Below are 14,304 nucleotides of genomic sequence, written 5' to 3'. Positions count from 1 at the left end.
GCTGTGTTGGTGATAGTCCAGTCCGACGTGATAGGTTATTTTCGACATTGCTCGTTGCTCCGAGTGAAATCAGGGGAAGTTAGATATCACTTGGTTTTACTCTGCAGCGAGCATTTCATCCCCATCTCCGTTAGATATTGATCCCGCGCTGCTTAGTGGATATCGATCGATTCTGTGGGCGCTCTCTCTTTGATAGAATACCGCGATGAGCAAACACAAAACCATGACCGATCGCCAGCAGATCGCGGCCGACTGGGCCGCCCGCGGCTTCAGCTGCGAGCTGTGGACCGATCCGCCCGGCCAGCGTTGGGAGGGCTTTACGCACGCCACCGATGAAGTGGTGATCGTCCTCGAAGGCGAGATGGAGTTCGAGGTCGAAGGCCAAGTCCATCACCCGCAACCGGGCGAGGAACTGTTCATCCCAGCCGGCGCGAGTCACTCGGCACGGAACATCGGCGGCCAAACGGCCCGATGGCTGTACGGATACGGGGCGGGACATGAAGAATAGGACACGTTGGATTGGACTCGCCATCTTCATCGGTATCTGTCTTGGCGCAGGCGGCATCGGAGCCATCGCTACCACTTCTGAGATCGAAAGCTGGTACAAGACGATTGAAACGCCATCGTGGAATCCGCCGGATTACGTCTTCGGACCGGTTTGGACCACGCTTTTCATCATGATGGCGGTCGCCGCTTGGAGGGTGTGGAAGCAGGAAGGCTTCAAGCCTGCGGCGACGCCACTGACACTGTTCGCCGCACAGCTCGGTCTGAACGTCGCTTGGTCCTGGGTTTTCTTTGGGATGCACCAGCCCGGTTGGGCGTTTGTCGAAATCGTGATCCTGTGGCTGGCGATCGTGGCGACGACGGTCGCATTCTTTCGGAGATCAAAAGTTGCGGGTGGGCTAATGCTGCCTTACTTGGCCTGGGTCAGTTTTGCGAGCGTGCTGAACTTTGCGATTTGGCGGATGAACTGAGTCCTTCTTATCCCTGCGCGGTCGAGCATGCTGGACATCTCTACGTCGGCTATTCCAACAACGGAGGCCGGCGCGATCAGTCATGGCGACGATTTGGCCAATCACCAAATATGGCGGTTCGTTTTTTGCATGTGGGGATGCTTTTTTTGTGCTTGACCCTATAATCTTGTCCCAGTCCTTTTGGTGGCCTTCCATTCCTACGAGCGGGAGACGCCAATGAATTCCCGCCCACCCCCCTCTGGAAATTCTCTGATTGTGTCGTGAGTCGACTGGCGCTTCGCGGTTCAGAAGGACTGCAGTCCCCAAGTCGTGAAGGAGTTCGGTATGGGCAACGATTCGATTTCAGTCATCGACACGATCATTGTCGTTGCCTATTTGCTAGGGATCATGGCGGTTGGCATTCTGGCCGGGTATCGGAAGAACACATCGTCGGATCAGTTTTTTCTTGCTGGTCGGTCGCTGCGGTGGCCCATCATTGGAACCGGGCTGTTCTGCGCAAACATTTCCACGATTCACCTCGTGGGCCTTGCCTCGTCGGGCTACAAGGACGGATTGGTCATTGGCAACTTCGAGTGGATGGCTGCCTTCTGCCTGATTCTGCTGGGGATTGTCTTTGCACCGTTCTACTTCCGCGAAAAAATCAGCACGCTACCGGAGTACGTTGAGAAGCGTTACGGCTCGGGGGCCCGGACCTTTTTAGCCTTCATCTTTGTGATGTCTGCGCTGCTGGTGCATATCGGTATCAGCCTCTACGCAGGAGCCAAAGTGCTCGAAGCATTCTTCGGTATTCCCTACGTTGCTTCGATCATAGGCATTTCCGTGATCACTGCCGTTTACACCATCATCGGTGGTCTCAGGGCGGTGATGATTACCGACGCCATTCAAGCGGTCTTGCTGCTTGCGGGAGCGGCGATCCTGACCGGTTTCGGCATCGTTGAGTTGCAAGCGGTTGGCATCGCGTCTTGGGCCGACTTTGAGGCGGCTTGTCGACCGAACCAACTCAACATGATCCAACCGATCAAAGACGCGACCGCTCCAGGGAGTCTGGGGCTTCGCGAGTTTTCCTGGTACTCGATCCTGTTTGGTTACCCAGTGCTTGGAATTTGGTACTGGTGTACGGATCAAACGATCGTCCAGAAGATCCTCGCCGCCAAGACGGAAAAGGACGGTCGTGATGGCGCCATCTTCGCTGGCTTTCTGAAGATCCTTCCGGTCTTTCTGATGGTGCTGCCGGGCGTGATTGGTTACGTGCTGTTCAAGGAAAAGATCGGCGACGATAACGACGCCACTTTGATGATCATGATGAAAGAGTTACTTCCGGTCGGCGTTCGGGGTTTGATGGCGGCTGGGCTGCTGGCGGCTCTGATGAGCACGATTGAGGCCGCGCTCAACAGTACGGCCACGCTTACGGCCGAGGATATCGTCAAACGCTTGCGGCCCAACACCTCCGATGCATCCCTGGTCTTGATCGGTCGGATCACAGCAGGTGTCGTCGTTGTGCTGGCGATGCTCTGGTCGACGCAAGGAGGAAAGTTCGACAGTATCTTCGAAGCCATCAACAAGATACCGATGGCCTTTGCGCCGGGGATCACCACCATCTTCCTGTTGGGAGTGTTCTGGCCGCGCGGTAACAAGCAGGGTGCGATGGCGGCATTGCTCTTCAACCTGGTGCTCGGACTCGTCTACCTGGCGATCGATATCCCGCTGGTCGGTGACAAACAGATCATTGCGAAAGTGGTGGGTATCCCGTTCATGCAGGTTGGCTGGTATCTGTTCCTAATCTCCAGCGCGGTCTACGTGGCTGTGAGTCTGATGACCCCCGCTCCGGCCCAAGAGCAGATCGACAACTGTTGTTGGACTCGGCCACTCGACGCTCTTCGCGGAAAGATGGAAGGCACCATCACCGACCCTCGTGTCATGGCGGCTGTCTTGATCCTCATCATGGGCGTTCTCTACACACTACTTCGCTAGCCATTGAACGATCGACGGAGCACTTTGATGGAAAAACAGCCACGTAAGAAATCGGCAACCACCCTGCCTTACCGAGTCGCGCTTGCCGGCGGGTGGGGCGACCACAATTTCGTCAACTTTCTGGCGGACGGGTACGTCGTGGTTGTCCAGATTCAGCCGAATCTCACCTTTCACGATCGATGCGGAATCTGCTCGAGCACCCGACAGATTCTCGTGGACAAGTACCCGGGCGGTATCCCCGAGGATATCGACAAGTATCAGCTGGCAAGCGACCTGTACTACTGGGAGAATGCGACGAAGGTGCCCATTGGCGGTTCCCAAGACGCATGGGGTTCCGTCTATCCGGGAGTCACGCTGCTTCACTATGATTTTCGCCATCACAACGGCGTCCTGCCCAAGACGGTAACATCGATTGTCAATCAGCGTACCGCCAAGTGGTTCGAGAACAACTTCTGGATCGTCGATTGTGTCGGACCTCGCCCCGAGGGATACAATCCCTTTGACAGCGGTCGGTTCGCTACCAAGAAGGTCGTCCAGCAACTCGGACAGTCCGGACAGGACTGCTTCACCGCGATCAAGAATCGGGATGTGGACGCGTTGGGAGCTTCTTTCAATCTCTGCTCCTACGCCTGGCGGAAAATGCTACCCGCCATCTTCGAGCACCCAACCATCGATGTGCCAGTGATGAAGAAACTGCGTTACTACCAGAAGAAGTACTCTGGCGCGATGCCTTCGGGGTGCGGCGTGGGTTACATCTACGTCGCTTCTTCCGAGCCGGTTGAAGGCGGCTTCCAAGTCAAAGTCAACCTGGAATAGAAGACCAACATGCTGAACGAGAATTGCTATGCAGTGGTAATGGCTGGCGGGGCGGGAACACGCCTTTGGCCCTTGAGCAGCAAGGACAAGCCCAAGCACTTTCTTAAACTGTTCGGCGGTCGGTCACTGATCGAACTGACGGTGGACAAGCTCCGTGATCACCTACCCAACGACCGTATTCTGATTCTGACGAGTACCAAGTACAAGGCAATCGCCCAAGAGACGCTTCCTCAAATTCCTGCACAGAACTTCGTTTACGAGCCCTGCCTGCGCGACACGGCCAGCGCGATTGGTTTAGCAGCGACCGTGCTGAAAACCCGGTGCCCCAGGGCGACGATGGTCGTGCTCACTGCGGATCAAATCATCGAACCTGCCGACCAGTTCAACACCGCCATTGCCGACGCAGCTGATTTTCTTGAATTGCATCCCGACCGACTGATCGCTTTCGGCGTAAAGGCCGTCTCGCCCAGTACGCTCGTCGGCTGGCAGAAGCTGGGTGACGCCGTTGGCTTTCCAGGTTGTGAGGTGCGACAGATCGCGGCCTTCACGGAAAAGCCGGAGTTGGAGATCGCGGAGCGCTACATCAACGAAGGGGGATACTGCTGGAATTCTGGACAATTTGCCTGGAAGGCGGAAACGATTCTGCAGGAGATCAGCACTCACTTGCCGGAAGCAGCTCCTTTGCTTGAGCGAATCGGCGATGCATGGGAAACGCCCCAGCGTGATCAAGTTCTCCATGAGTTGTTTCCCCAGATGCCGACCGGTTCGATCGATTACAAGATCATGCAAAAAACAGACAAAGCATGTAGCATTCTTCTTCCCTGCAGCTGGGAAGACATGGGAACGCATGCTGCATTGGCAAATAGGATCGGTTCACCGCAGGACGGCAATGTCACCTTTGGCAAAGTCGTTGTACAAGGAACGGGGAACCACATTTTGGCCGACTCGCAACGGCATGTGGTGGTCGCGGCGGAAAACCTAACCGTCATCGTGACCGGCGATACCGTCTTCATCGGCGACAAGAACACCGACATGAAAGCCCTGGTTGAGTACGTCGCCGAGCAGGCACCTGAAATCGTATAGCCTTGGTGCGTGTGATCTCGTGTATCTAAATGCTTCCGAAATGAAATCGCCGCAGGGCAATCGCCATTTATCCTCCGAATCAACCCTCTCCGCGTGAGTTCGCTTCGCGCCCCACCCAGAGCTTGGGTGAGACAAAACTACACGGCCCTCCAACGATGACATCTCCAACAAGGACCTATCGAATGAATCTGCTCCCCCACGTTGCAGTCTCCCTTTGCCTTCCATGGATCTTAACCACCAGCGTTGTTGCGTCCGAAGATCCATCGGCTTGGTGGTCGTTCGACTCGATTGAAAAGAACGTCGTCGCAGATCGTTCGGCGGATCGGGAGGACCACGTTGAAGGAAATCACAAGCTTATCGGTGGCGCCGTGGGCAAAGCGTTGCAATTCGACGGATTCACCACGGTGATTGATCGGGCATCCGCCGATGCGCCACGTCTCAGTGGCGACTTCTCGGTCGAGGCGTGGGTTGCCCAAGGCGCCTATCCCTGGAACTGGTGCCCCATCGTCACGCAACAGCGCGACGAACAGGCGGGCTATGCACTGAGCGTGGGGCCGCGCGGCCAAATTCGGTTGCAAGTGGCCGTCGATGGTGAATGGCAAAGTTGCGCAAGCGAAGATTGGGTCCTGCCACTTCGCCAGTGGATCTCGATCGCCGCAACCTTTCACCCCGACAAGGGAATCACACTTTATGCCAACGGGGAAATCGTAGGCTCGCTTGAAATACAGGGGCAAGCAAATTTCGCTCCCAATACCGACCTCCGCATCGGTGCCAACCACATGCTGATGAAACCATCGAACATCCACCGCGAACATGGCACGGTCGCGTCGTTCTGGTGCCTCGACGGGGCGATTGACGAATTGAAGATCCACAACCGGGCACTCTCTCCCTCCGACCTCGCCAGGGCATTTGAAAGTGCCAAACCGGTAGCCGGCTGTGAAATCCAACCACGGCGGATGCCCTCCGGTCCCAAGGGGCCTGGGCGATTCGGCGCCGTCTATTGCAACTTGAAGTACTACGAACAGTGGGATGCTCTGTGGCGGGTCGATGATCATCCGGACGTGCTCGTGCGCTTTGATCAGACGCCGGTCCGCGTCGTCTTTTGGCGCGGCAGTCGCTATTCGCCTGCTTGGGTAACCAACGATGACCAATGGATGGCCGATCAAAGTGTCGAGGCCTGGAAAACCGGCGATGCGGATACCGATGGCTGCTTCGAGCACATGCAGGATCGTCTCTGCCGCTACAGCCACGTGCGTATTATCGAAAGTAACGACGCTCGCACCGTCGTCCATTGGCGCTACGCTCCCGTCAGTTCAAAGGACAATCTTTGGAACGTTGATGAAAAGACCGGTCGCGCCTGCTGGGTCGACGAATACTATACGATTTACCCGGACGCCATCGGGGTGCGAAAACCGACATGGATGACGGGAACACTTGGCAACCCGCGGCAGTTTCAGGAATCGCTGCCGTTCACGAACCCCGACCAATACAACAACGATGTGGTCGAGAAGGAATTCTGCACCGTAGCCAATATGCGTGGCGAAGAACTGACGCTTCGCTTCGTCGAGAATCCTGCCAAGCAATTGGACAACGTGCCGGATGAGTTGACCATCCAGCGTTACAACTTCCGTTCGCCGCATGACCCGGTCATCATTTACGAAACAGGCAACCGCATGCAGTACGTCAAAGACCGCGACATTAGCGGCTTCGATCGGCCCGGCGCCTGCAACCACTGGCCTGTGGGCCAAGCTCGTTGTGACGGTCGCACCGTCCAAGCGGCGGACCGTCCAACGCACTTCCTCGGCTTTCCCATCTCCTCACCACCGGTCCACGAAGAAGGGGGACGTAGTTGGTGGAACGGCATCTATGGCATGACCGACCTGCCGATGAAGAAGCTCGTTACTTTGGCAAAGAGCTGGAACCATCCGCCGCATTTGAGTTTAAGCCAAGGTGCTGAAGATCTTGGCTACGACCGTGGCCAACGAGCCTTCGTGCTCTCTCGTACCGGCGACAAGGCCGACGAGTTAAAGATCAGGTTTGCCGCCGACGACAACAGCCCCATTTACAATCCCGCTTTGGTGATTCAAGGTTGGGGTACTTCCGAAGCGACGCTCAAAATCAATGGCAAAGAAGTATCTCAAGGCCCAAACTTCCGAATCGGGCACCGCCACGGATTGGAAAACTCCGATTTGATCGTGTGGATCCAGCACGAAACGACGAAGTCTTTGGAAATCACTTTAATACCCCGCTAAGGACCAGCAGCGAAACAATTGAAAGAGGTACGACTTTCGCTCTTAGTGGACCGTCAAGGTTAAAACTGCGAGTTGGGACGTAGTGGACTTCGCCAGAAGTCCCTAAGAACAATTGAGTTACGGATTTCTGGCGAAATCCACTACCCTAAAATTTAATGCTGACCGTCCACGAGGTTGTGAATCGATGTTGGTCGTTTTTCGCATGGCCTTGCGAGTAGCTTCACGCCGGCCAACCCCTCCCCCTCCCAAACAGGTCGTCCGGTTTTTAAGTTATGACTAACACAATGTTTAGGTATCCAACCACCCCTGCCCGCGCAGCGGGAGGGGTTGTTTGGTGTACTCAGGCCGCGAGGGACGTAAGAAGAATAGGTGGCGCCAGCTTCCAGCATGCATTACCGATATCGCTAGCTGAAAGCTTACGCCACTTCTCAGATACCAGAGTTGTTTTTCTCATGTGCCCCGCGAAAAGCGACTAAAATTGTCTCCCTTAAACAAACGAAGAGCTCCCGCCATGAACTTAAAACACGTTGCCCTTTCCTTTGCTGCGATGGCAATTTGCCTCTTTGACGTGACACCGACGTTTGCCGCTGGGCCTGGTTCCACCATGACTAACCCGGACTTCACTGAAGGTGAGAAGATCCCCGCCGGCGCCAATCACGACTGGAACTTGGGAGCTACCGGTGCCCGAGGCTGGATGTTTAGTGACAAGCTTGTCACCACCGACGCGCGGCAAATCGCGATCACCAAAGTGGAGAAAGGATCGCCCGCCGATGGAATCCTCGCGGTGGGTGATGTGATTCTTGGCGTGAGCGGTAAGCCGTTTTCCTACGACCCTCGCACCGAATTGGGCAAGGCGTTGACGATGGCGGAATCGGAGACCGGTAAGGGAAATCTGTCGTTGATTCGTTGGCGAACGGGCACGACAGAGAACGTTATCGTCAAGCTTTCGGTCTTGGGTTCCTACAGCCCCATGGCGCCGTACGACTGTCCAAAGTCAAAGCGGATTTTTGAGCAAGGTTGCCAGGTATTGGCCCAGCGTATCGCAGGCCCCGCGTATCGGCAGGATCCGATCACGCGTTGCTTGAACGCGTTGGCACTGCTGGCCAGCGGCAAATCTGAATATCTGCCAATCGTGAAGAAAGAGGCCGAGTGGGCGGCAGACTACTCGGCCGATAGTTTTCAGACTTGGTATTACGGCTACGTCATCATGCTGCTGTCCGAGTACAAGATGGTTACCGGCGACGAGTCGGTCATGCCTGGCTTGCGGCGTCTGGCGTTGGAAGCTGCTGAGGGGCAAAGCATCGTTGGTTCATGGGGGCACAAGTTTGCTGGACCCGACGGACGTCTTCTGGGCTACGGTATGATGAATGCCCCCGGCCTGCCGCTGACGATTGGGATGATCCTGGCACGCGAGGCCGGGGTCGACGATCCGGAAGTGAGCGAGGCGATTGAAAAGAGCGCGCGATTGATGCGGTTCTACATCGGCAAAGGAGCGGTCCCCTACGGCGATCATCACCCTTGGACACAAACCCACGAGGACAACGGAAAATGCGGGATGGCCTCGGTTATGTTTAGCCTTCTCGATAATCCTCAAGGAGGCGAATTCTTCTCGCGGATGTGTGTCGCCTCCTACGGTGCCGAGCGTGACGGTGGACACACCGGCAACTTCTTCAACATCCTGTGGTCGATTCCTGGCGTCTCCCAATCCGGCCCCCATGCCACGGGGGCATGGATGCAGGAATTTGGTGCTTGGTATTTTGATCTTGCACGACGCTGGGATGGAACCTTTCTGCACCAAGGTCCACCTCAATCGAAAAACGACAAGTACCCAGGTTGGGATTGTACCGGCGGCTATCTGCTGGCCTATGCGATGCCGCTGAAGAAGATCTGTCTGACCGGCAAAGGGTCGTCGACCGTTCCCCATCTTGATGCCACAGCCGCTCAAGCGCTGATTCAAGACGGGTGTGGCTGGACGAATAAAGACCGCAACAGTTACTATGACAAGCTGGATGAAAACGAGCTCATCGAGCGTCTGGAAAGCTGGTCGCCAGTAGTGCGTGAGCGGGCTGCGAAGGCATTGGCTCGGCGCCGAGCGATCTCAATCGACTCGGTCCTTTCGCTACTGGAATCACCGCGACTCGAAGCACGCTACGGCGCCTGTGAGGCCATCTTGACGCTCAAGGGCGCAACTGCTGCTGCCGTACCGGCCCTGAGGAAGGCCCTGAAGCATGATGATCTCTGGCTGAGAGTGAAGGCCGCAGATGCTTTGGCCGCAATCGGCAAGCCAGCCATGTCGGCGGTGCCAGAACTGCTCACGATGCTGGCACAAGGCCCCTCCGAGAACGACCCGCGTGGGATGGAGCAGCGTTACCTCTGCTTCGCTGTCTTTGGGCAAATGTTGAAACGGTCCCTCGACGACGTCGATCGCCAACTGCTTCGCCAAGCGGTGGCGGCCGGATTGAACAACCAAGATGGGCGAGCTCGCGGGACGGTCGGCGGAATCTATCAACAGTTGACCTACGAAGAAATCAAGCCGCTGTTGCCCGCCATCCACGAGGCGATCGTCACACCCGCCCCGAGTGGAATCATGTTCGCAAGTGGAGTCCGTTTGGCCGGAATCGACCTGTTGGCCAAACACCGTATCAAGGAAGGCATCCCGCTTTGCATCGAGATCATGGAGATCGACAAGTGGGGTAAGCGTGATCGAATTTCACGTTGCCTCAAAACGCTGGCAATCTACGGTGGCGCCGCCAAGCCGAACTTGCCTCAACTCCGACAATTGGAAAGGGACTTGCTTGCCCACACGGAGGCCAAAGGGCTGCAACCCCAGATTGACCAACTTCGCTCGCTCATTTCGGAGATAGAAGACAGCGACGATGCCGTTGCATTGCGCAGTCTTGGTGAAATCTGATCGCGCGGGGTCAAAAAAAGGCGAACGAACCATCTTCGATGGTCACTGCTAGTGCCTGGATTCGCCCCAATGTCAAGTCATGCGTGAATCAACCAGCTCTTCCTCGGTCGACGCGAGGTTGCTTCGCATGGACCGACAGACAGCTAGAAGCTCGAACGATTGCTCAATCAATTGCTCGAGCTGAACTTCTTCACTGACAACCTCGATGGCACGCGATGCAGCGCTGGCAAGTGATGGCACGTTGGATTTCTCCGCAGTCATTCGTAGTCGCTCCGCAATGGCTGCGAAGGTCGTGCTATCGCCGGCATCCGCGGCGTCAACAAGCCGCTCAACCTGCTCGCCAATGTTCAGTACCAAGTCATTGGAAATCGTCTCGCCCTGATTTTCGGGAAGAACAGACCCCAGATTTGCGATGACGTCGATAAAGTGCTCGACCAATTCAGGATCAAACTGCGAGCCGGCACAACGGCGTAGTTCGCTGACGGCGTCCGCTACCGGCATCCCTTTTCGATAAGGCCGATCCGATACCATCGCATCAAATGCATCGACGATCGTCAAGATTCGGGCACCCACTGGGATCTCCGAGCCAACAGGTTCGTTCTCACTTCCGTTGGTTCCGTCGTATCGCGCATGGTGATGCTTGACAATGTCCGTCAACCCGGGGTGCTTGAACGACTTGCTGATGATCTCGATTCCAATGCGATCGTGACGTTCCATTTGCACCCATTCGTCCTTCGTCAACGGTCCCGGTTTCAATAGTATGGCATCGGGCACACCGATCTTGCCAATGTCATGCAATAACGCTGCCATTTCGACCACATACACATCTCGTGGACTCAATACTCGTTGTGCAAGAAGTGCTGCATAGTTGGAAACACGGGTCGAATGCTGACCCGTTTGATTGTCGCGGTACGACAGTGCTGACAAGAGTGCCGTTACAGCTGGCATCAGCAGGCTGAATTCTCCACCCCCATAGCGACAGACCACATCGTCCGCTCGCGTCGCAGCGTTTAGCAAGTTCCCGACTTCTCGGAGGACCTCGTCCCCCATGCTATGACCGTAACCATCATTGATTGCTTTGAAGTAATCGATGTCAACCATGATTGCACAAAGCGGAAGAGCATTCGCTTTCGCATGATTGAATTGCTCGTCGAACATCTCAAAAAACAGTCTTCGATTCAAGCACGCTGTCAACGGGTCTCGAGTCGCTAAATACCTTAATTCATCATTTTGCTTGCTGATTTCTTGCTTGGATTTCTGCAACGCCTCAAGGGTCGATGCGATGAAATTGTACTGGACCACGAAGCGACGATCTTGTTCGTCGACGAAGGGCGCAGAGCCAACGGGACCGCCTACTACGTGTCGCCCTATCCCGATGGCGAGACCAACATGTATTCTGTCAAAGTACATGTGGATAACTTCGATCGGTCGCTGAGTGCGGGTTCTCGGTGCCATCTGTTGAATGTGGATGCATCAAACAAAGGCATCGCGAGCGACACTTATCAGCTGAACAGACGCTACAACTAAGCAGGGGACGCTTGTGCAGATCGATACCCCCGTTTCCAACGCCGTCTTTCCGGCTGCGTCTGAGCACCTCGATGACGAGCCATCTCGAGTCCGTTGGTACGGTCGAATGATACCGTTCGCCGTTGAAAACATACGCAATGCGAAGCTCTACCTTGTAACCGTCGCAGCATTGATGTTGATTGGCTTCGTCCCTTGGCGACATTCTGTCAAGTGCAATGTCACCTGCGAACCAGCGCTGCGGCGCTTTGTTGCTGCTCCTTTCGATGGCAAGCTATTGAAGTCATACGTTGGACCGGGCGATCAAGTGGACGAGGGGCAATTGTTGGCGGTACTCGATGGCGGCGAACTACAATCACAGATCGCAAGCCTGCAAGCCAAAATGGACCAAACCGCTCAGCGGCGCTCGGCGGCCTTGTCATCCGGCGTTGGATCCAAGGCCGAGTTCGAGCGTCTTGAGCTATTTCAACTGCAAAGTGAAATTCATTTGCTCGAGGATCGCAAACGGAACCTAGAAATCCGCTCACCGATCACAGGCGTTGTCATCAGCGGTGATTTGGAACGCGCTGAAGGCGTCCCGCTGCATATCGGCGAAAACCTGTTCGAGATCGCACCCCTTGATCAACTCGTCGCTGAGATCGCGATTCCTGAAGCCGACGTAACGTCTATCGAGTCAGGCATGATGGCGTTTCAATTCGCGTTGGAAACGTTTGCATGTGACATTGGCAGGAATTGGCGTGGAACTGTTCGTTGCTGGGGTTGCTTTGATTGCATGGCAATTCATCGATTCCTTGACATGGAAGCAAGTCGCTGCGGATTTCGTGCTTCTAGCGTCCGTGACTTCGCTGCTGTTCAATTTGAATCCGCTGTTGCGTTTCGATGGCTACTTCGCGCTGGCCGATGCAACCGGCGTCGACAATCTCTACAACTACGGCCAATCGTATGCGAGATACTTTGGTGGGCGGTACATACTCGGACTCAACCAGCATGTTCCTCCGATGCCCGCAGGAAATCCGCCTTGGGTGAAAGTTTACGGTCTTTCGGCCGCTGCTTATCGGGTCGTTACGATATCCGGATTGATCATTGCTGCTGCGTTCTTTCACGGCGCGGGCCTCGTGATCGCGGCTGCGGGCTTGATCTCGTTCATCCTGCTGCCGCTATACCGGCTTGGTGTTCATCTGGTATCGCTAAAGCAATCTGGCGATCTCTATCCTACTCGCCTATTGCTTCGCCTCGGCATCTTGTTTGCCGCCATCTTGCCACTGACATTCGTCATTCCGACGGATTTGCAAATGACCACGCCTGCCATCGTTCAGTACGATCCACCGTTGGTGGTGCGAGCACCGCTTGACGGATTCGTTGACCAAGTGCATGTGCTTGATGGCGAAACGGTCACCGATGGCCAACCGCTTGTGACCCTTCGCAATGACGACTTGGTGCAATCGCTTGGTCTGCTTCAGAAAGAAATTGCGCAAATGGAACTGGCCGTGCGTTCCGCGCGATGGAACGGCGATACCTCTCTGTTAGGCGACTCGCAATCGCAACTCATTGGGTTGAGAGAACAAGTCGAGGCGAAACAACAAGAGCTGGATAGCTTGGTCGTGCGTGCGCCCGGTGGCGGGCGTGTCGTCGCTCGCCAGTTGGCATGGCAACTCGGTTGCTATGTGCATCAGGGTGACGAGCTCGGTGCGATCGGAGTGGAGCAGCAGAAGCGATTGAAGATATCATTGAGCCAACGTGAAGCAAGTCGTCACGAGGGCTTGTCGACGAATCCTGTGCTGGTTGTCATGGCTGGGCAGCCGAGTTGGATGGCTCAAATATCGCACGTCGAGTCTCGCGCCAGTGTGAGCATTCCCGATGAGTCGCTGATCGCGATTAACGGAGGCAACCTTCCGGTACTGAAGACGGAAACGGAGGAACTCCTGTTGAGCGAACCACGAATCAACGCGTTCATCTCGCTGACGGCCGAGCAGAGCCAAGTGTTGCGTTGTGGTCAACGAGCCTTCGTGCGGATCAAGCATCGACATGCTACACTCGGCAGCCAGTTTTGGAATTATCTAAGCGGTCTCATCGTGTTCCATTGAGCAGTGGAATCTCGTGCATGATGGCCGGTCCCATCAGCGGTGGGGTTCTCGGTGCAAGGCAGTACTCAAAACTGCGTCGATGTGTGCTCTTGTTCATTGTTTGAGTTCTATTGTCTCGCATTGGCTGGGGAATGGACGGGATTGACATGATCTACAGAATAAGAAGTTCATGTCTGTCGCATTAGCGCGTCATGTCAATCCTGTTAATCCTGTCTTCAATGTTTCCTTTTCGAGTAGACGCGGTCGAGCGATCCAGCTTGCTCGTGGCGAGAGACTGGATGTTCGTCGTCGCCAATCGAAGGACGAATCCAGCTGGCGATCCGATACTACAAGTCAAGATCGGTCTTCATCTACCGCTTGTTCCACCGCGAGGGCGGGGACAACAACACAGAACCTAGCCAGTGCAGCGACAACTCTCACAATCGATTGGATTCCTGTATTGCGATATCCTAGCTGGAGCGCTTTCTGCGAAAATTGGAGAGCGAATTTCGCAATTCGCGCCCGCCAAACCCCGTTCTGGCGTGATTGCAATATCAATGGGTCAATGATTCAGGGGCGTTTTTGAATCAATGCTCGAGACGACTTGGATGGGCGGATTCCGTCAAAATTTCCAGTTTTCATGGCGGGAGGGGGAGTCGCTTGGCCACGTTGGGGTGAAGCTGGCTCGTCACGGGCGGCGATTCTCTTTT

10 protein-coding genes and 1 pseudogene are annotated in these 14,304 nt (G+C 55.4%); 10 read left to right on the top strand and 1 reads right to left on the bottom strand.

What is annotated here, in order from left to right:
* The first annotated feature begins 205 nt into the window (after positions 1-205).
* From Poly41_RS32105 to Poly41_RS32075, 7 genes are all read left to right on the top strand, one after another.
* A complete protein-coding gene (locus Poly41_RS32105; protein WP_197231932.1) occupies positions 206-508 on the top strand; it encodes a cupin domain-containing protein in 303 nt (100 codons plus the stop codon).
* Positions 498-974, top strand: coding sequence for a TspO/MBR family protein (locus Poly41_RS32100; protein ID WP_146531467.1), 477 nt, complete (start codon positions 498-500; stop codon positions 972-974). The genes Poly41_RS32105 and Poly41_RS32100 overlap by 11 nt, the downstream gene beginning before the upstream one ends.
* 324 nt (positions 975-1,298) lie before the next feature.
* The gene (locus Poly41_RS32095; protein ID WP_146531466.1) at positions 1,299-2,945 is read left to right on the top strand and encodes a sodium:solute symporter; all 1,647 of its coding nucleotides are present in this window, start codon (positions 1,299-1,301) and stop codon (positions 2,943-2,945) included.
* Between the two features lie 27 nt (positions 2,946-2,972).
* Entirely contained in the window at positions 2,973-3,761 is a 789-nt protein-coding gene (locus Poly41_RS32090) for a hypothetical protein (protein ID WP_146531465.1), read from the top strand.
* A 9-nt stretch (positions 3,762-3,770) separates the two neighbouring features.
* A complete protein-coding gene (locus Poly41_RS32085; RefSeq protein ID WP_146531464.1) occupies positions 3,771-4,844 on the top strand; it encodes a mannose-1-phosphate guanylyltransferase in 1,074 nt (357 codons plus the stop codon).
* Positions 4,845-5,026: 182 nt separating this feature from the next.
* Positions 5,027-7,096 carry a LamG domain-containing protein gene (locus Poly41_RS32080; protein WP_197231931.1) on the top strand — a complete coding sequence of 690 codons (2,070 nt, stop codon included), beginning with the start codon at positions 5,027-5,029 and terminating at the stop codon, positions 7,094-7,096.
* 511 nt (positions 7,097-7,607) lie between these two features.
* Positions 7,608-10,007 carry a DUF6288 domain-containing protein gene (locus Poly41_RS32075; protein WP_146531462.1) on the top strand — a complete coding sequence of 800 codons (2,400 nt, stop codon included), beginning with the start codon at positions 7,608-7,610 and terminating at the stop codon, positions 10,005-10,007.
* Positions 10,008-10,079: 72 nt separating this feature from the next.
* Here the strand turns inward: Poly41_RS32075 and Poly41_RS32070 are convergent, their stop codons facing one another.
* Positions 10,080-11,309 carry a bifunctional diguanylate cyclase/phosphohydrolase gene (locus Poly41_RS32070; protein WP_261344933.1) on the bottom strand — a complete coding sequence of 410 codons (1,230 nt, stop codon included), beginning with the start codon at positions 11,307-11,309 and terminating at the stop codon, positions 10,080-10,082.
* Between Poly41_RS32070 and Poly41_RS34620 the strand changes: the two genes are divergently transcribed.
* The 3 genes and pseudogenes from Poly41_RS34620 (at position 11,238) to Poly41_RS35300 (ending at position 13,615) form a co-directional block, all read left to right on the top strand.
* Positions 11,238-11,534 (top strand): hypothetical protein, encoded by a 297-nt coding sequence (locus Poly41_RS34620; protein ID WP_197231929.1) that lies wholly within the window; start codon positions 11,238-11,240, stop codon positions 11,532-11,534. The genes Poly41_RS32070 and Poly41_RS34620 overlap by 72 nt on opposite strands.
* A 106-nt stretch (positions 11,535-11,640) precedes the next feature.
* Positions 11,641-12,219 (top strand): annotated as a pseudogene (locus tag Poly41_RS35890) (efflux RND transporter periplasmic adaptor subunit); the annotation flags it as partial.
* Between the two features lie 49 nt (positions 12,220-12,268).
* On the top strand, positions 12,269-13,615 hold the full coding sequence (locus tag Poly41_RS35300) for an efflux RND transporter periplasmic adaptor subunit (protein WP_231616121.1): 1,347 nt from the start codon (positions 12,269-12,271) through the stop codon (positions 13,613-13,615).
* Positions 13,616-14,304 lie beyond the last annotated feature (689 nt).

The organism is Novipirellula artificiosorum (genome assembly GCF_007860135.1).
Taxonomy (GTDB): domain Bacteria; phylum Planctomycetota; class Planctomycetia; order Pirellulales; family Pirellulaceae; genus Novipirellula_A; species Novipirellula_A artificiosorum.
This window is presented reverse-complemented; position numbering and strand designations above follow the sequence as displayed.